General features: G+C 46.3%; 16 protein-coding genes. 15 read left to right on the plus strand and 1 reads right to left on the minus strand.

Annotation, left to right across the window (positions count from 1 at the left end):
- Positions 1-48: 48 nt before the first annotated feature.
- The 3 genes from pelA (at position 49) to MKY24_RS08395 (ending at position 2,386) form a co-directional block, all read left to right on the plus strand.
- Positions 49-1,338, plus strand: a complete 1,290-nt coding sequence (pelA, locus tag MKY24_RS08385; RefSeq protein WP_028542895.1) for a pectate lyase — start codon at positions 49-51, stop codon at positions 1,336-1,338.
- A gap of 134 nt (positions 1,339-1,472) precedes the next feature.
- Complete coding sequence (locus tag MKY24_RS08390) at positions 1,473-1,991, plus strand: thioesterase family protein (RefSeq protein ID WP_023987913.1); 519 nt, start codon at positions 1,473-1,475, stop codon at positions 1,989-1,991.
- Entirely contained in the window at positions 1,988-2,386 is a 399-nt protein-coding gene (locus MKY24_RS08395; protein WP_013309596.1) for an FxsA family protein, read from the plus strand. Before MKY24_RS08390 ends, MKY24_RS08395 begins: the two co-directional genes overlap by 4 nt.
- A 29-nt stretch (positions 2,387-2,415) precedes the next feature.
- Here the strand turns inward: MKY24_RS08395 and ytvI are convergent, their stop codons facing one another.
- Positions 2,416-3,534: a sporulation integral membrane protein YtvI gene (gene ytvI, locus MKY24_RS08400; RefSeq protein WP_028542894.1), complete on the minus strand. Its 1,119-nt coding sequence runs from the start codon at positions 3,532-3,534 to the stop codon at positions 2,416-2,418.
- 345 nt (positions 3,535-3,879) lie between these two features.
- Between ytvI and citZ the strand changes: the two genes are divergently transcribed.
- From citZ to mutM, 12 genes are all read left to right on the plus strand, one after another.
- Positions 3,880-4,992: a citrate synthase gene (gene citZ / locus MKY24_RS08405; RefSeq protein ID WP_028542893.1), complete on the plus strand. Its 1,113-nt coding sequence runs from the start codon at positions 3,880-3,882 to the stop codon at positions 4,990-4,992.
- Positions 4,993-5,143: 151 nt separating this feature from the next.
- Positions 5,144-6,439 carry an NADP-dependent isocitrate dehydrogenase gene (gene icd / locus MKY24_RS08410; protein ID WP_023987916.1) on the plus strand — a complete coding sequence of 432 codons (1,296 nt, stop codon included), beginning with the start codon at positions 5,144-5,146 and terminating at the stop codon, positions 6,437-6,439.
- Positions 6,440-6,455: 16 nt separating this feature from the next.
- Positions 6,456-7,397, plus strand: coding sequence for a malate dehydrogenase (mdh, locus tag MKY24_RS08415; protein WP_028542892.1), 942 nt, complete (start codon positions 6,456-6,458; stop codon positions 7,395-7,397).
- Between the two features lie 306 nt (positions 7,398-7,703).
- The gene (locus MKY24_RS08420; protein ID WP_023987918.1) at positions 7,704-8,120 is read left to right on the plus strand and encodes a hypothetical protein; all 417 of its coding nucleotides are present in this window, start codon (positions 7,704-7,706) and stop codon (positions 8,118-8,120) included.
- Between the two features lie 215 nt (positions 8,121-8,335).
- Positions 8,336-9,205: an SDR family oxidoreductase gene (locus MKY24_RS08425; RefSeq protein ID WP_279831362.1), complete on the plus strand. Its 870-nt coding sequence runs from the start codon at positions 8,336-8,338 to the stop codon at positions 9,203-9,205.
- A gap of 120 nt (positions 9,206-9,325) precedes the next feature.
- Positions 9,326-11,128: an ATP-binding protein gene (locus tag MKY24_RS08430; RefSeq protein ID WP_339201762.1), complete on the plus strand. Its 1,803-nt coding sequence runs from the start codon at positions 9,326-9,328 to the stop codon at positions 11,126-11,128.
- A gap of 128 nt (positions 11,129-11,256) precedes the next feature.
- Positions 11,257-11,988 carry a response regulator transcription factor gene (locus MKY24_RS08435; RefSeq protein WP_013309604.1) on the plus strand — a complete coding sequence of 244 codons (732 nt, stop codon included), beginning with the start codon at positions 11,257-11,259 and terminating at the stop codon, positions 11,986-11,988.
- Positions 11,989-12,147: 159 nt separating this feature from the next.
- Positions 12,148-13,272: a methyl-accepting chemotaxis protein gene (locus MKY24_RS08440; RefSeq protein ID WP_075154007.1), complete on the plus strand. Its 1,125-nt coding sequence runs from the start codon at positions 12,148-12,150 to the stop codon at positions 13,270-13,272.
- A gap of 127 nt (positions 13,273-13,399) precedes the next feature.
- Complete coding sequence (gene pstB, locus MKY24_RS08445; RefSeq protein ID WP_023987922.1) at positions 13,400-14,158, plus strand: phosphate ABC transporter ATP-binding protein PstB; 759 nt, start codon at positions 13,400-13,402, stop codon at positions 14,156-14,158.
- Positions 14,159-14,197: 39 nt separating this feature from the next.
- Positions 14,198-14,857, plus strand: a complete 660-nt coding sequence (gene phoU / locus MKY24_RS08450; RefSeq protein ID WP_023987923.1) for a phosphate signaling complex protein PhoU — start codon at positions 14,198-14,200, stop codon at positions 14,855-14,857.
- Between the two features lie 177 nt (positions 14,858-15,034).
- Positions 15,035-17,689: a DNA polymerase I gene (polA, locus tag MKY24_RS08455; protein WP_053325101.1), complete on the plus strand. Its 2,655-nt coding sequence runs from the start codon at positions 15,035-15,037 to the stop codon at positions 17,687-17,689.
- A 71-nt stretch (positions 17,690-17,760) separates the two neighbouring features.
- Positions 17,761-18,591 (plus strand): DNA-formamidopyrimidine glycosylase, encoded by an 831-nt coding sequence (mutM, locus tag MKY24_RS08460; protein ID WP_339201764.1) that lies wholly within the window; start codon positions 17,761-17,763, stop codon positions 18,589-18,591.
- Positions 18,592-18,637 lie beyond the last annotated feature (46 nt).

Raw genomic sequence — 18,637 nt, forward strand, 5'->3', positions numbered from 1 at the left:
GGTTAAACTGAACGCAATTACCCAACTCAAAATAAGGGAGAGGTTCAAATGAAGAAGAAGATGTGTCCAACCGTAAAGATGATAGCGCTCTCAAGTTTGGCGATTACAGTAACGTCAGGACTCCTAAGTCCCTCATGGGCTGCGGCACAGGAGATGGTGCCGGCTACATATGATTCAGGACGTGAATCGGCGACTGCTTCTTATGAGCTTACCACAGATTCAGCTGTGGGACGGGACGTTTATGGTGACGGTGTAAATTCAGGTGTTTTGGATCGTGAGCAATTATTTGGGCTGTCGGCTGTGACGAAGCCAACCGCTGTTGTGAATACAGACAGCCTCCTGAACAAAATGCGCGACTTTAGCAAGTTCTCTACGGGGAATACATCCAAGGATACTACACTTGCCTTAAATATTGTATCCTGGCAATTACCACATGGCGGATTCTTCAAAGCTATGGAAAAGAATTATAAATCCAAATGGGATGGCAAAACTGCACGCTCCACATGGAAGAGCAAGGATGGTGTTGAGCTCGGAACGTTCGATAACGAGGCCACGACAACCGAGATTCGCTTTTTGGCGGATGTATACAAAAAAACAAAAAATAAAGACATTAAGAACAGTGTACAAAAAGCAATTGACTTCGTTTTAACCTCTCAGTATTCCTCCGGTGGCTGGCCGCAAGTATACCCTAAACGTGGTAATTATTCCGATGCTGTAACTTATAATGATGATGCGATGGTTAGAGTTATGGTTTTGGCTGACGATATTGTGAACAAGAAGCAGCCGTTTGATAGCGATATTTTGGACGATGCATCTCGCTCCAGACTTCAGCAAGCGCTAAACAAAGGTATCCAGTACACAATTAAGTCTCAAATTGTAAATAATGGTACACCGACAATCTGGGGTGCACAGCACGATCCGGCTACTTATGCATCTGTTGAAGCCCGGGCATTTGAGTTACCTTCCAAAACAACTACGGAATCAGTAGGCATTACTGCTTTTCTCATGTCCCAGCCGCAAACCGCTGAAGTGAAAAAAGCGGCTCAGAGCGCTTTGAAATGGTTTGATGCCAACCGAATCGACGGTATCAAATACAATCGTCAAGGTCCGGAGTTTTTCCAAAAGGATGCATCGAGCGTAATGTGGTATCGTTTCTATAATGTGGAAGACAATAAGTATTTCTTTTCAGACCGGGATGGCAAAAAGTATACCGACATCATGAAAATTAGTGAGGAAAGACGACTTGGTTACGCCTGGGCGGGAAGCCAGGCTAAGAGCTTGCTTAAGCTGGCTTCGGATAGCGGATATTATAAACTGTCCAAGCCGCTGCCACAATAATAAAGGCATTATTATATATGATTTGCGAGGGTGGACCGGTCGGTCTGCCCTCTTTTTGTTCCTGGGCTGTAAATATGGTTTAATGGAGAGAGGGCAAAATAGAGATAAAGATGCACAAAGATAGGAGAGCTTGTATGACTCAAGAGGAGAAACAAACGGAATTACGCTGGTATGGCGCACCGCTACGTGTCCGTTATCAGGAAAGCGACCAGATGGGGGTCGTATATCATGCAAATTATTTGAACTGGTTTGAGATCGGGCGTACCGAAATGATCCGGCAGGCGGGCTTTAACTATCGGAGCATGGAGGAACGAGGAGTCTTGCTGCCAGTTATTGAAATCAATGCGAAATATGCGAGTCCTGCTCGATATGATGATTTAATTACCATTTATACGGCAATTACGGACTTCTCTAGACTACGTCTAAACTATACCTATGAGGTTCGACGGGTAACGGACGATGAGCATCAAAGGTATCTGGGAAAGGTATGGACCCAGGCAGACACGCTACCGGGAGAACTGCTTGTCACAGGGATGACACGTCATGTATGGTTGAACACCGAATGGAAGCCTGTTCGACTAGATCAGGCGCTACCTGAGCTGTACACTGCATTAAGGTTTGCTTTTACAGGCGGGGAGGGGCAGAAGTCATGATGATGCGTAAACGTCTATGGCTGTTGCTGCTGCTCATTCCTTTGGCGGAGCTGTACGGGTTTATATGGGTAAGTCATTGGATTGGAGCGGGCAAAACGATTTTACTCATCATTCTGACGACCCTAATCGGGGCTGCCATGATGCAATTTGAAGGTCGTAAGGTGATTGCCGATGCGAAAAATGAAATGAACCGGGGGCAAATGCCCGGCCGTAAAATGCTGGATGGATTATGTGTCTTTTTCGGTGGGAGCTTGCTGCTTATCCCCGGATTTTTAACAGATATTATTGGTTTTACGTTGGTATTCCCTTTAACACGAGCGTTGTACCGACGCTTTTTATTGAAGTGGCTGGAGAAAAAAATGAAAAACGGCAGTATTACGTTTCGGCGATTTTGACGTGAGCTGCCGTTTTTCCTATCCATGATCTAGCGGACTCTTCCAGCGAGAATATAGTTGCGCAAGTCCTGAATGACATTCGCGCGATTCAGTGCATCAACGACAATCAGTGATACAGGTCCGATAATTAGTCCTAAAACGCCAAACAGCTTGAGCCCGATGAACATACCGATGAGGGTGGGAAGCGGGTTCAAGCCCACGCTGCTGGCCAGCACCTTAGGCTCCACGATCTGTCGTCCAATCAACAGGATGATATAAAGGATCGACAATCCTACCCCTAGTGCCAAATTACCAGACATATACGCATACAGTATCCACGGAATCATCACAATGCCAACCCCCAAATAAGGTAGCAAGTCCACTAGCCCGATCATCAAACCGATGGTAAAGGCGGATTCCACACGCAATATGAACAGCCCAACAATGACTGTTAATGCCGTAATGGAGATGATAATAAACTGTGCACGCAAATAGCCGTACAGTGCTTTACGCAGATCGTGCCATATATCCGACAATGGTTTGCGAATCGTATCAGGAACCGTATTTGAGAGCATCCGACTATGTCGGTCCCAGTCCTTACTAATAAAAAAGGCTGCTAATACAATAACCATTAGAACTGCTCCCATATTAGGCAGAGAGGTTAGCAAGTTCAAAACTCCATTAAAAAATTGAGCGACTAGCGTAGTGACAGCCGAACTGACGGTTTGAGTTGTCTTATCAATATTACTGTTAATGGTATGTTGGTAATCCGGATTATCCCGGATAAAATGGTTAATTTCAATAATTACATTTTGAATCAAATCGCTTTGTGTCCAATCGATAAACAGACTTTTAAAACGCTCAATATGTCCGTCGAAAGTCATGGCCAACTTAATAACTTCTCGGACCATGCGGGTGATTGCCGCAGAAAGGATAATTGCAATTCCACCTAAATATACAAATAATGAGACCGTGACAGCCGTCCAACGTGGCATACGGGCTTTGTTACGCAGAAAACTAACCAGTGGATTCATGGCATAAGCCACAAGCCAGGCGAATAGGAAAGGATAGATGAGAGGGAAAAGCGCATATATGCCCAGTAACAGAGCTACAATCACGATTGCCACCCATATAGCACGAAATATGCGATTCAGGATTAATCGGCTCAAGCTCTCACGGCTCCTTTCTTTTGCGATAGTTTTTCATAAAATAAATGCTCTACTATACATATGCGGGAAAGGGGGGAGACAAGACCTGTGTAAAAAAGTGCAAATAAATCAATATTTTTTGTAAGGGGTTTCAAAAATTTATTTATGGAAGCGATAAAACATTTGAATGTGTTGGAATAGCCCTCAATGTTCACATAAACGACAAAATCCAGTATAGTGAAAGAAGGTTTAAATATTGACATATGGCGTTAACATTACTCAGCTATTTAAAAGACATATCTTACTTTTGAAAATGTTTACATTGCAAGTCCGTTCACAATGTTTTTACAAAGGAGAGATGTAACGATGACAGCGACTAAAGGTCTGGAAGGGATCGTAGCGACCACTTCCTCCATAAGCTCTATCGTAGATGGCGTTCTCACGTACCGGGGTTATAACATTGATGATTTGGCTGTTAACGCCGATTTTGAAGAGGTAGCTTATTTGTTGTGGTTTGGAAAATTACCTGATAAAGAGCAATTGCAGGAGCTTCGCAACCAGTTAAGCGAATACGCTGCTATTCCGGATGAAATTGTTACTCAATTAAAGTTATACCCTAAAAATTTGAGCACGATGGCTGCCTTGAGGTCAGCCGTATCGTCTCTCGCTTTGTATGACCCAGAGGCGGATGATATGTCGAGAGAGTCTAATGTGACTAAAACCGTCAAGCTTCAGGCGCAATTGCCCACCATTGTGGCAGCGATAGCACGTATACGCGAGGGCTTGGAGCCGATTGCGCCTAAAAAAGGTATTTCCATCGCTGAAAACTTTTTGTATCAGCTGACTGGCAAGGATCCAGAGGAGACGGCTATTAAAGCGTTCAATCAGGCTCTCGTGCTGCACGCCGATCATGAATTAAATGCTTCTACCTTTGCTGCGCGTGTAACGGTAGCCACATTGTCGGATATTTATTCTGGAATCACGTCTGCAATTGGAGCTTTAAAAGGACCACTGCATGGTGGGGCCAATGAGGCTGTGGCCAAAACGCTGGAGGAGATTGGTGGTTTGGATCAGGTGGACTCCTATATTCAGGCGAAACTGGATAACCGCGAAAAAATTATGGGCTTTGGACACCGAGTCTATAAAAACGGTGATCCGCGTGCCAAGCACTTGCACAAAATGTCCCGCGAGCTGGGGGAAATGAACGGTGACACAACGTTGTTTGATATGTCAGTTCGAATTGAAGGAATTGTAACAGGGCAAAAAGGCTTGAAGCCCAATGTGGATTTTTATTCTGCCTCTGTGTATACCCAACTGGGTATCAAGAGAGACCTGTTTACACCTATTTTTGCTGTGAGTCGTGTATCTGGATGGACCGCACACATTTTAGAGCAGTATGAAAATAACCGCCTGATTCGTCCTCGCGCCGAATATACAGGTCCAATGGATCAAAAATATGTATCACCAGAGTTGCGCTAGCCCCTTGTCGAAGGAAGATTGAGGTTGTATACCCTGAATTTAAAAAATAAGGTACAATAGAGGGGACGACGAGAGATGTACGTTTTTGTCAGTGATAAAGATCATGTCTTTCGTCCTGTACCCATTCATATCTGAGGAGGAAAAGGAACTTATGGCGAAATTTGAAAAGTTTGAGCTCCCAACTGAAGGCGAAAAAATTACGATTGATAACGGTCAACTACAGGTTCCGAACCATCCGGTAATTCCGTTTATCGAAGGTGACGGCACGGGTCGCGACATCTGGAAAGCTTCCAAACGCGTACTGGACGCAGCTGTAGAAAAAGCATATAACGGCAGCAAAAAGATTGCCTGGTATGAAGTATTCGCTGGTGAGAAAGCTTTCAATACATACGGCGAATGGCTCCCTAACGATACTTTGGAAGCCATCCGTGAGTATATTGTAGCCATCAAAGGACCACTTACGACACCTATTGGCGGTGGTATCCGTTCGTTGAATGTGGCATTGCGTCAAGAACTGGATTTATACGTATGTCTGCGTCCTGTTCGTTATTTTAACGGTGTTCCTTCTCCAGTGAAACGTCCTGAATTGGTAGACATGGTTATTTTCCGTGAGAACACAGAAGATATTTACGCGGGGATCGAGTATGCTGAAGGGTCTGAAGACGTGAAAAAGGTTATTCAGTTCCTCCAACAAGAGCTGGGTGTGAACAAAATCCGTTTCCCTGAAACCTCTGGTATTGGCATTAAGCCAGTTTCTTCCGAGGGTTCAAAGCGTCTGGTGCGGGCTGCCATTCAGTATGCTGTTGACCACGGACGCAAGAGTGTAACGCTCGTACACAAAGGTAACATTATGAAATTTACCGAGGGTGCCTTCAAAAACTGGGGTTATGAAGTGGCTGAGGAAGAATTTGCAGATAAAGTATTTACTTGGGCCCAATATGATGTAATCAAGGAAAAAGACGGTGAGGATGCGGCGAATGCAGCTCAAAAAGCAGCTGAAGATGCAGGCAAAATCATTATCAAGGATGCGATTGCTGATATTGCACTTCAGCAAGTACTGACTCGTCCTTCTGAATTTGATGTGATTGCTACGCTCAACCTGAACGGGGACTATCTGTCCGATGCTCTTGCTGCCCAAGTTGGTGGAATTGGTATTGCGCCAGGTGCGAACATTAACTATGTAACAGGGCATGCTATCTTTGAAGCTACACATGGTACAGCTCCAAAATACGCCGACAAAGACGTAGTGAACCCTGGTTCCGTAATTCTGTCGGGCGTAATGTTGCTTGAACACTTGGGTTGGCAAGAAGCGGCTGACCTGATTTACAAAGGGCTGGAGACGTCCATTAATAAGAAGATTGTAACTTATGACTTTGCTCGTCTGATGGATGGTGCTACACAAGTGAAATGCTCCGAGTTCGCAGATACCATTATTAGTAACCTGTAAGGAAGGGGAATACCACTTGTCCATTCAACGTAAAAAAATATCCATTGTTGGCGCCGGTTTTACCGGTGCCACTACCGCATTGCTGCTGGCTCAAAAGGAGCTAGGTGATATCGTACTCATCGATATTCCGCAACTAGAGAATCCGACCAAAGGCAAGGCGCTTGATATTTTGGAGGCCGGTCCGGTACAGGGATTTGACAGCCAGATCACGGGCACTTCCAATTACGAGGATGCAGCTAACTCGGATATCGTCATTATTACAGCCGGGATTGCACGCAAGCCGGGTATGAGCCGTGATGATTTGGTAAATACGAACGCAGGAATTGTAAAATCCGTTTGTGAGAACGTGAAGAAGTATGCGCCGGATTCTATCGTCATTATTCTGAGTAATCCGGTAGATGCTATGACCTATACTGCCTATCAAACGCTTGGGTTCCCGAAAAATCGGGTTATTGGCCAATCAGGTGTGCTGGATACAGCGCGATATTGTACCTTTATTGCACAAGAACTGAACGTTTCTGTCGAAGACGTGCGCGGCTTCGTTATGGGTGGTCACGGTGATGATATGGTGCCCCTGGTACGCTATTCCAGCGTTGGAGGTATACCTATCGAAACCCTGATTTCGCAGGAACGTATCGAAGCGATCGTACAACGGACACGCGGCGGTGGCGGAGAGATCGTTAATCTGTTGGGTAATGGTAGCGCATATTATGCTCCGGCAGCTTCGCTTGCACAAATGACAGAAGCGATTGTAAAAGATAAAAAACGGATTATTCCGGTCATTGCCTACCTGGAGGGAGAGTACGGCTACCAGGATTTATTCCTTGGCGTACCGACACTTCTTGGCGGCAATGGCATCGAAAAAGTGTTCGAGTTGGAATTGACAGCCGAAGAAAAAGCAGCGCTCGATCAATCCGCCGAATCGGTCCGCAGTGTGATTAAAATAGTTACCGTATAGATTCAATTTTCTACTAAGACGGTATACTTTTACTTGAAGAGGTGTCCCCAAGCCATAGTCATGGCCGCCGGACACCTCTTTTACTTTTAAGTAATCTATTCGTTTTCTTCCGTATTCCTTTGCTTTGACCCACTTCCCCGGTATAATAGAGTTCATATGTATTGATAGTTACATGAGGATCTTGCAAAATCCTGACATAGAAAAGCATGTCCCAAAACACTGAAAAGATGGTAGTCATTCGTTGGAATATGATCGTTCTATGGAAAAAAAGTTTGTAAGAAAACAAAGAAATGGAGGTTGTAAAGAATGTTTTTTATTCACATTATTGGATCACTGGCAATGGGTTTTTATTTATTGCTCCCCTTCGTTGTGGGCAAAATCGACAAATTGGCTCCTAGCGTGCAGGAAGGAACGATATCGGCTGTTCAGCTATTGAACCGTTTGGCTCAATTTGCACTGATCCTTGTGCTTGTTAGCGGTATCTATATGATTTTTCCCTGGGGTTCTTATTCGGTAGCATGGATCGTTGTCGTTTTGCTGTTGTTTCTCGCCATTTCTGGTATCGCGGGAGCCATGGGTAAGCCGTTACGGCTGTCGCTGGAAGCGATTCGTAGCCAACAGCCTATTACGCAATACGCTGGCAAAATGCGAATGTTCAGTACGCTGCTTGCCGTCTTCCTGATTTTAATTACGTTTTTAATGGTATACAGCCATATTATTTAATTATGCATTTGGTGAGAGCCTGTAATCGAATGATGAAAAATGCTAAATTGAAAAAACGGTCTGTGCTGAATAAGCATAGGCCGTTTTTTTGTTTGCTCAAATAACTACATTTTCCTTTTTTCGTTTAACGAATAACTTTGTGTGGTAAATCAGGAGTAGAGTGGATGCAAATGTTGCATCCTAAAAAATATCTGATTTTGAAGGGAGAATGTACAATGCCTAAAAGTAACCAACCTCAGCAAACCTTGCCCCCACAGCATCAGGACCAGCAACCGGGGATTGAGTCCAAAATGTCGCCTGCACCCCAGTTTGAAAAACCAACTTACAAAGCTGCTGGCAAGCTAATAGGTAAAGTTGCACTTATTACTGGTGGAGACAGTGGAATTGGACGGGCTGTAGCTGTCACGTATGCCAAAGAAGGTGCGGACGTAGCTATCATTTACTTGAATGAACACAAGGACGCGGAAGAAACAAAACGTCAGGTAGAGCAGGAGGGACGCAAATGTGTGTTGATTCCTGGCGATATCGGAGATGACCAATTTGCCAAAAAAGCGGTTCAACAGACGGTTCACGAGCTGGGCAAGCTCGACATCGTTGTGAACAATGCGGCAGAGCAGCATCCACAGCAAAAGCTGGAGGATATTACCAAAGAACAGTTGGAGCGTACTTTCCGTACGAATATTTTTGGTATGTTCTTCCTGACGCAAGCAGCATTGCCGCATTTGAAGAAAGGAAGCACTATCGTCAACACAACATCGATTACCGCGTACGCTGGGAACAAGACACTCATTGATTATTCATCGACGAAAGGGGCAATCACATCCTTTACTCGTTCCCTTTCACTCAATTTGGCGGATCAAGGTATTCGGGTGAACGCTGTAGCACCAGGGCCAATCTGGACGCCGTTAATCCCGTCTACATTTGATGCCAAGACGGTCAGCGAGTTTGGAGGAGCACAGCCAATGAAGCGTCCGGGTCAGCCGGAAGAATTGGCGCCAGCCTATGTGTACCTTGCTTCAGACGATTCTTCATATGTAAGCGGGCAGGTTATTCATATCAACGGCGGTGAAGTTATAAACGGATAAGAGGATAAAGGAAAGGCTGGGGGCGTGTTATGCCCTAGCCTTTTTTTCTTTTCACAGTGGAACATAATGAAGGTAGCCTGTAGAATGAGACTTAACTTACATAAAGGATGGGCATATTTTATGAAATCGTTTCGTTTCAGGCTTACCCTGATCATGCTGATTTTGATTGGCGTATCTGTCCTTGCTGCTGGAATCACGATGGGACAAATTTTTAAAAATTCGAATATGAAGGTGCTAGAGGAGAACATGGGACGGGAGATTGACCTTCTTCGGGCTACATTCCCTTTTGTTAATGCAGATGCCCTGTCCAGTACGGATTATGTCTCTTATTATTCTCAAAAGGCGAAAGAAATTGCTCGTCTGACGGAATCGCGGGTGACCTTCATTCGCAAGGACGGGACGGTGGTTGGCGATTCGTTAAGTGATCCTCGTAAGATGGAAAACCACGCATCTCGTGATGAAATACGGCAAGCCACGGTGGAAGGAATCGGTCGGACAATACGCTACAGCGAAACTCTGCAACGAAACATGCTATACGTCGCTGAACCTGTTGTATCGGACAAGGGCTTTGATGGGTATATCCGTTTGTCTATGAGCCTGAAAGCGGTGGAGGAGGGAGTACGGCGCGGCTGGACGGCCATCGGGATTGGTCTTGTGTTGCTGTTTATTGCTGCTGGATTGGTGAGCTATCGTATTGCTCGCAGCCTCACCTCGCCCATTGAACATATTACAGGGGTAGCCAACCGCATATCAGGGCTGGATTATGACGCAAGAGTCGGTGTACAGCGCCGGGATGAGGTAGGGCAACTGGGTGAAGCCATTAATCGTATGGCTGACAGTCTCCAAGACCAAATGAAAACGATACGCGACAATGAGGATCTACTCCAGAGCGTCATGAGTAATATGACAGGCGGAATTCTAATGATTGATGCAAGTGAGTGTATTGCGCTTGTAAACCGTGAGTCTGAGCGAATGCTTGGTGTCGTGGGTAAACGGGTGACGGACAAGCCGTATCATGAGCTGAAGAAGCACTATGAGCTCACAAAGCTAATTGAGGGCAGCATACAAAGCCGAGAGAGGTTGCATGGTGAGGTTCATTTGTACAATCCCGAGGAGAGACTCGTGTTGCTGGACGGTGTCCCGATGTATGAGGATGAAGGCGGATACCGCGGGATGCTGTTCCTTTTACAGGATATTACGGCCATTCGACGGTTGGAAAATATGCGGAGCGAATTTGTGGCTAACGTTTCTCATGAGCTAAAAACACCGATTGCCGCGGTCAAGGGCTTTGCCGAGACGTTACTCGGTGGCGGGGTTAAAGATGAAGAGACGGCCCGCTCATTTTTGCAAATTATATATGATGAAAGCGAACGATTGAATCGGCTAATCGGTGACATTCTGGAGCTATCCAAAATTGAATCCAAGCGTTCTCCGCTGGATTGCTCGCCGGTGCACGTTTCGTCGTTCATAGATTCATTGCTGGAAAAACTGAACAATGTTGCGGCCAAAAAAACAATTACGCTACACATGGATATCCCGGATGAGTTGTTTATGGAGGCAGATGAAGATAAGCTTCAGCAGATTTTCTTGAACCTTTTGTCTAATGGCATCAACTATACACTTGATGGTGGCAAGGTAAAGATCAAGGTTCTAACGATACAGCGGGAGAATGACACGGAAAAGGTCGTATTTACAGTCAGTGATACAGGTATTGGAATTCCGAAGAAGGACCTGCCACGTATCTTTGAGCGCTTTTATCGGGTGGACAAAGGACGCTCGCGCAACTCTGGCGGAACGGGGCTGGGATTGTCGATCGTCAAACACTTGGTCGATTTGCATCATGGCACCCTTTCGGTGGAAAGTGAGCTTGGATTGGGTACCACGTTTACAGTTGAATTACCACTATTGCAACAGGAAGAATGAACTAGAACATTTTTTACATTCTGTTAACAATGCCGTGATAAAATAAACGGGTGTCGCATGAGTATGGAAAAGGTTTCAGGATTTTGACCAATGCGCCTTTAACAGGTAAACAGGAGATGAAGTTATTTATGGGACAACGCTTGCTGGTTATTGAGGATGAACCAACGCTTGCCAGATTGCTATCCTACAATTTGATACAAGAAGGCTTCGAAGTGGACACGGAGGATCATGGCAGTGCCGGGTTTGAGAAAGCCTCCAGAGAGTCCTACGATTTGATCCTGCTGGATTTGATGTTGCCGGGAATGAACGGACTGGACATTCTGAGCAGACTTCGCCATCAGGGGCTGACGACGCCTATCATTATTTTAACGGCCAAAAACGGTGAAGCAGAGGTTGTTCAAGGGCTGAAGTCGGGTGCGGATGATTACATCACGAAGCCTTTTGGCGTTTCTGAGCTGTTGGCCCGCGTGACGGCTGTGCTGCGAAGAACTTCCGGCGGGGATGAAGGAGTGTTGTCTGATCAGAAAGATAGCTCCAAAATTCAATTGGGCGAGCTGGAGATTTACCCCGAAAAATATGAAGTCATTCTTGGAGGTCAGTCCATCAGCCTCAGACCAAAGGAATTTGAGGTACTTCTTTATTTGTCCCGCAAGCCGGGTGTGGTATTGACCCGAGATGATCTGATGAATGCTGTTTGGGGTTTTGACTACATTGGCGGTCAACGGACCGTGGATGTGCACGTCAGTTCCTTACGTAAAAAGCTGGAGCTAGATCCCGACTCGGTTCATATTGATTCGATCCGTGGAGTGGGTTACAAGCTGGTTGTAAATAAAAAAAGAAGCGCTTCTCATTTATTATAAATGAGAAGCGTTTTTCTTTATCTATGGCAGTGTCCGGCGACTTTTGTGTCCATTTCGTGATTTTACATTTCATTAACAAAACTGATCGCTAGAATCAACAAATGACCGATATGATGTTCCCGTCACTCCAAGTAGTTAAAAAAAGGGGACTTCAGAACGATGATAACGGAACCAAAGACCCAGCCGAGTTCCACTGCCGTGATTGAACGTGAAGCATACAAGCCGATTACTACCTATGTGCCATGCCGGGAGGTTCCGATCATTGGTACGGACATGTCTTGTAAAGAACTGTTAGCACTTATGAAAACACAGGAAGATATACCTTGTGTTATTGTTGTGGATAAAAATGATCTTCCACTGGGCATTATTATGAGAGATGCGTACAATCGCCATTTTACGGGCAGATTTGCTGCGGCGTTGTTCTATGACAAGCCTGCGGCCATATTTGCCGACCCCGATACATTAATTGTGGATTTAAAAAGCCGGGCATCGGACATTGTGGAATTGGCGATGTTGCGTGAAGAACAGCGTTTTTACGATTGTGTGTTGATTAAGGAAGGCACACGATTACTCGGCGTACTCACGATTCGTGATATCCTGTCCGTCGTGCAGCGAATGCAAAGAGAAGCGGACGAAGAGCGGGGCGATGTGATTCGGCATAGCTATGACGGAGTCCAGCGTATTCAGCTGACTGTGCTGGATGCAGCTAAAGAGGCCGATGACAGTGTGCGGCTAACCCGCTCAATGAGTGAATTATCCCGCCGTGGCAAAGTAGAATTGGAGGATGTTTTGCTCTCCTATCGTGCGGTCACGGAGCAAATGAAGCGCCAGCATGAGCAGATGACGGCGTTGACCCAATCGCTGAATGACATTGCGGGCATGGCCTCATCCATTCGTGCACTGGCAGATCAAAGCGGACTGCTGGCGATCAATGCGTCCATTGAGGCGGCGCATGCTGGCGAACACGGACGAGGCTTCCAGATTGTGTCTCAGGAGGTGCGGAATATGTCACTCCAGACGAAAGCTTTTTCCACGCAGATTACAGGCTTACTCACCCATATCGAGCAGATGCTGCGTGACACTGCTGAACTGACGGATACGAGTATGCAGCAGATTCATACAGGCTCTCAATATATTTCTGCTGGAACACAAACTTTTGCCAAACTATTGCAGGCTGTCGATGAAATTGAAGCCAAAAACAGCGAAATGTCCCATTCCGCAGAGAAAGCGGCTTTGAATGCAGCCGAAATTGCACAGGAGCTTGAGCTCATGCTAAGTTCTTGATCATTTTACATACCGTTAACAAATCCACCACACTAAATTTACACACAGCTTATATAATCTTCATATTGTGCAAATCAGGTGCAATGCTTGAGGATCATAACTGCAACACGAAGGAGATCATAAATCCATGAATGATTCCGTAATCCGGATTGATAAGCTGAATTTATATTATGAGAAATTTCACGCGCTGAAACATATAAACCTCGATATTCCTGAAAAAACGGTAACTGCCTTTATCGGCCCGTCCGGCTGCGGCAAATCGACCCTGCTGCGTACGCTGAACCGGATGAATGACATGATACCGGGAACGCGTATTGAAGGCACCGTGAGTATCGCAGGTCAGGATATATACGGCGATACTATGGAAGTAGAAACTCTGCGTAAGCAGGTAGGAATGGTTTTTCAACAGCCTAACCCATTTCCCAAATCGATTTATGATAACGTGGCCTACGGCCCACGTCTGCATGGAGTTCGGCAAAAGGACAAGTTGGACGAATTGGTCGAGCAAAGCCTGCGGCAGGCGGCACTCTGGGAAGAGGTCAAGGACTTTCTGAAGCGTTCAGCTCTGAGCTTGTCCGGTGGACAACAGCAGCGGTTGTGCATTGCCCGGGCGCTTGCTGTACAGCCAGATATTTTGCTTATGGACGAGGCGACATCTGCGCTAGATCCGATCTCCACGATGAAAATTGAAGAACTGGTTCAGGAATTGCGAGACACATATACCATCGTCATGGTGACGCATAACATGCATCAGGCAGCGCGTGTGTCCGGTCGAACTGCGTTCTTTTTAAATGGTGTTGTGGTGGAAGCGGCGGATACAGAGACGATGTTTTCCACGCCGCAAGATTCACGTACAGAAGATTATATTTCAGGGCGATTTGGCTAAAGCCTACCAGATGAATATGCCAGAAGGGGTGACTTCGAAATGATACGTAGAAAAGGTTTTGATGAAGGGTTAGATGAGCTGAGAGCCGTACTGCGCGAAATGGGTGCACACGTTTCGAAGGCGCTCGATCAGGCCATTGAATGTTTGCAGACCAAAAATATAGAATTGGCTCAGCAGGTGGTCAAAAATGATGCATCCCTCAATACGCTGGAAGAGAATATTCTCGATATGGGTTCCAAGCTCATTATTACCCAGCAACCGGTAGCGAAGGATTTGCGCCGGATCATTGTTGCATTTAAAATTTCCAGTGATCTGGAACGAATGGGCGATTTGGCACTTGATATTGCCAAGGTGACACTTCGTTTGGAAGGGCAGCAGATCATTAAGCCTCTGGTGGATATTCCGCACATGGCTTCCATTGTTAAAGAAATGATAGATGATGCGATCAAATCCTATTTGGATGAAAATACAGATCTGGCCTACAAAATGGCCAAAGAGGATGATCGTGTGGATTCCATGTATAGCCACATGATCAGCGATCTGTACGCCTTTATGGTAGAAAAGCCGGCAGAGGCTTCACAAGCCATGCTGCAACTGCTTGTAGGACGATACATTGAACGAATTGGTGACCATGCTACGAATATCGGTGAAAGTACTGTATATCTCGTGACAGGGGAGAGACCAGATTTGAACCAGTAGAGCTTTCAGGTATATAGCGGTTGTTTCTGACCCAGACTTGTCTTTGAGCAAAAGGCAAATTTGGTTAGGAAGCAGCCGTTTTTTTCTGAAAAAGGAGTCTTGTATGTTAAGATAGGAAGAGGAATGCGTAAAACGTAAGAACGTTACGAATGCATTGATGAACTTGCGAGGTGCTAAATGGATAAACTCATGCTTATAGATGGTAACAGTATCATTTACCGGGCGTTTTTTGCTATGCCACCGTTAACGAATTCGAGCGGGCAGCAGACGAACGCGGTGTACGGATTTACGACGATGTTATTGCGGCTCTTGGAGGAGCACAAACCAACACATATTCTGGTTGCCTTCGATGCCGGCAAAATAACGTTTCGCCATAAAGGATACGAGGATTACAAAGGTGGACGGGAGAAAACACCGCCAGAGCTGTCTCAGCAATTTCCGTTGCTGAAAGAGCTATTGACCGCTTTCGGCATTGCCCAGTTTGAACTGGATGGCTATGAGGCGGACGATATTATAGGCACCCTGTCCAAGACAGCGGACGAAGCCGGTTTTAATGTGCTGGTCGTGACTGGGGACAAGGATATGCTCCAATTGGCCTCAGACCATGTCACAGTCGGCTTGACCCGCAAAGGGGTTACTGAGGTGGAGACGTATGGACCTGAGCAAATTCAGGAACGATATGGCCTGAAGCCGCTGCAAATTATTGATCTTAAGGGTCTGATGGGCGATACGTCGGACAATATTCCTGGTATTCCTGGCGTGGGAGAAAAAACAGCGCTCAAGCTGCTGCATCAATACGGTTCAGTCGAAGAAGTGCTGGCGCACACGAATGAGCTGAAGGGCAAAATGAAAGAACGTGTAGAGACACATGCTGATGATGCGCGAATGAGCAAAGATTTGGCGACCATTTATCGGGATGTAACGTTGGACAAGCAGCTGGAAGATGTGGCCTTCGGCGGGCTGCAAGCAGAAACGGCCGGGCCAGCTCTGGCGAAGCTGGAGTTCAAGTCCTTGCTGGAGCGTTTATCCTTTTCAGGTGAGGTTGGAAGTACTGGGGTAGACGTAGAGGAAGCCGAGGCTGACGTAACAGTGCTGGATGAGCAGCGGATTAGCGAATTGGTAGAAGTGTTGGATCGTGTGGATGTGCTGCATGTTGAGACGCATGGTGATAATCCGCATCATGCTGACATTGTAGGTCTGATATTTGCCGCAACGGGACAGCAATTTTTTATGACACTGGATGCACTGCAAAGCGATGCAGCTACACCTATTCGCGCATGGCTTGCTGACCCTGAACGCAAAAAACGCGGTCATGATCTGCATCGAACGGATTTGGCTTTACACTGGCATGGAATTGAGTTTGCAGGTGCCGAGTTTGATGTGCAACTGGCAGGGTACTTGCTGGACCCAACCGATGCAAACCAGACATTGAGCGGATTGGCAGCCAAATATGGCTTGTCTTCGATCCGCCCAGACGAAGAAGTGTTCGGCAAAGGAGCTAAATATAAAGTCCCTGACGTGGATGTACTGTCCGATCATGTGGCGCGTAAGGCAGCGGTGATTGAAGCTTTGGTGCCTGTGCAGCAGGCGGAGCTGGAAAAAACGGAAATGCACAAGCTGTTTCATGAGCTGGAGATGCCGTTGTCCCGCATTTTGGCGGATATGGAGAAGCAGGGCATCTTGGTGAACGTAGAAGAACTACGCGCTTTGGGGAAAGAATTTGAAGCCCAGATTGCAACGTTGGTGGGTGAAATCTACAGCATTGCCGGAGTAGAGTTCAATCTGAATTCACCTAAACAGCTGGGTGAGATTTTGTTTGATAAACTGGGTTTGCCTGTCATTAAAAAGACGAAAACGGGGTACTCGACCGATGCGGAGGTATTGGAAAAGCTGGCCCCCTATCATGATATTGTGCAAAATATTTTGCAGTACCGCACTATTGCCAAACTCCAATCGACGTATGTCGAAGGATTGCTGAAAGAAATTTCGGAGAAAACAGGTAAGGTGCATACGTATTTCCGGCAGACGGTTGCAGCAACTGGACGCTTGAGCAGTCAATTTCCGAATTTGCAAAACATTCCGATTCGTCTTGAAGAGGGTCGCAAAATCCGCAAAGTGTTTGTTCCGTCCGAACCGGGCTGGTCTATTTTGGCGGCAGACTACTCACAGATTGAGCTGCGGGTGCTAGCTGATATTTCGGATGATGAACGTTTGAAGGAAGCCTTTGTCCACGATATGGACATCCATACCAAGACCGCATCCGATGTGTTTGGTGTAGCAGCGGAAGATGTGGACTCCAACATGCGGCGTTCTGCGAAGGCAGTCAACTTTGGGATTGTCTATGGAATCAGTGATTATGGTCTGTCACAAAATTTGAATATTACGCGGAAGGAAGCGGCTCGCTTTATCGACCAGTATTTTGATGTGTTCCAAGGCGTTCGCCGTTACATGGATGATATTGTGAAGGATGCGAAGCGGGACGGCTACGTAAAAACGCTGTTGGAACGCAGACGCTATTTGCCGGAGATTAACGCCAGCAATTTCAACCTGCGTTCATTCGCTGAGCGTACAGCGATGAATACGCCGATTCAAGGTACCGCTGCCGATATTATCAAGTTGGCGATGGTACAGATGGATAAGGCGCTACGTGAACGTAATCTTCGCAGCAGAATGCTGCTCCAAGTACATGATGAGCTTGTGTTCGAGGTTCCGCCTGAGGAAATGGAAACGATGAAAGAGCTTGTCCCGGCTACCATGGAAGCTGCATTAAAGCTGGCTGTGCCGCTCAAAGCCGAAGTAAGCTATGGCAGCAATTGGTATGAGGCCAAGTAAGATATTTCAATGAGTAGATAGTCCCAATTTGACGCTGCTTCCGTTATAATATAGGGTGAGGTGAAGACATCATGCCGGAATTACCGGAAGTAGAAACAATTAAACGAACGCTAAACGAGCTTATCGTTGATAAACATATAGATCATGTCACCGTGAATTTACCGCGGATCATTCAACGGCCCGATGATATTCAGGCTTTTGCGATGGAATTGGCCGATCACCGGATTACAGGGGTGGAGAGACGCGGAAAGTTTCTGCGGATTTTGCTGGACGGGCTGGTGTTGGTCTCCCATCTTCGAATGGAAGGGCGATATGGATTGTATTCGCAACATGATCCTGTGGAAAAGCATACCCATGTCATCTTTCATTTTAAAGATGGTACGGAGCTGCGTTATCAGGATGTGCGCCAGTTTGGCACGATGCACTTATTTCCGGCAGGACAGGATTTGCTGGAAAAGCCGCTGAACAAGCTTGGTTTGGAACCGATGGACGAGGCCTTTACACCCGAAATGCTGCGTGTCGCTGTTGGAACTCGTTCGACTTCGATCAAGGCAGCGCTGTTAAACCAGTCATATGTGGTGGGCATTGGGAATATTTATGTAGATGAATCGTTGTTTAAGGCGGGGATTCATCCAGCACAGCCAGCCAAAAGCCTAACGGATAGCCAATTTCATGTCTTGCATGAAGCTATTGTCTCCACGCTGGGTGCGTCGATTCAGGTTGGAGGCTCGTCCATTAAATCGTTCGTTAATGGACAGGGCAAAACGGGCGACTTCCAGCATCAATTGCAAATCTATGGACGTAACGCGAAGCCTTGCATTAACTGTGGCACATTGATCGAAAAATCTGTCGTAGCCGGACGTGGCACACATCATTGTCCGGTCTGCCAGCCTCTGCGCTAAACAGGCACAGTCACCCCAAGCCCATCCCTCTCATATATTGTTCCAA

Origin of the sequence: Paenibacillus sp. FSL P2-0322 (assembly GCF_037975315.1) — a bacterium.
Lineage (GTDB): Bacteria > Bacillota > Bacilli > Paenibacillales > Paenibacillaceae > Paenibacillus > Paenibacillus polymyxa_B.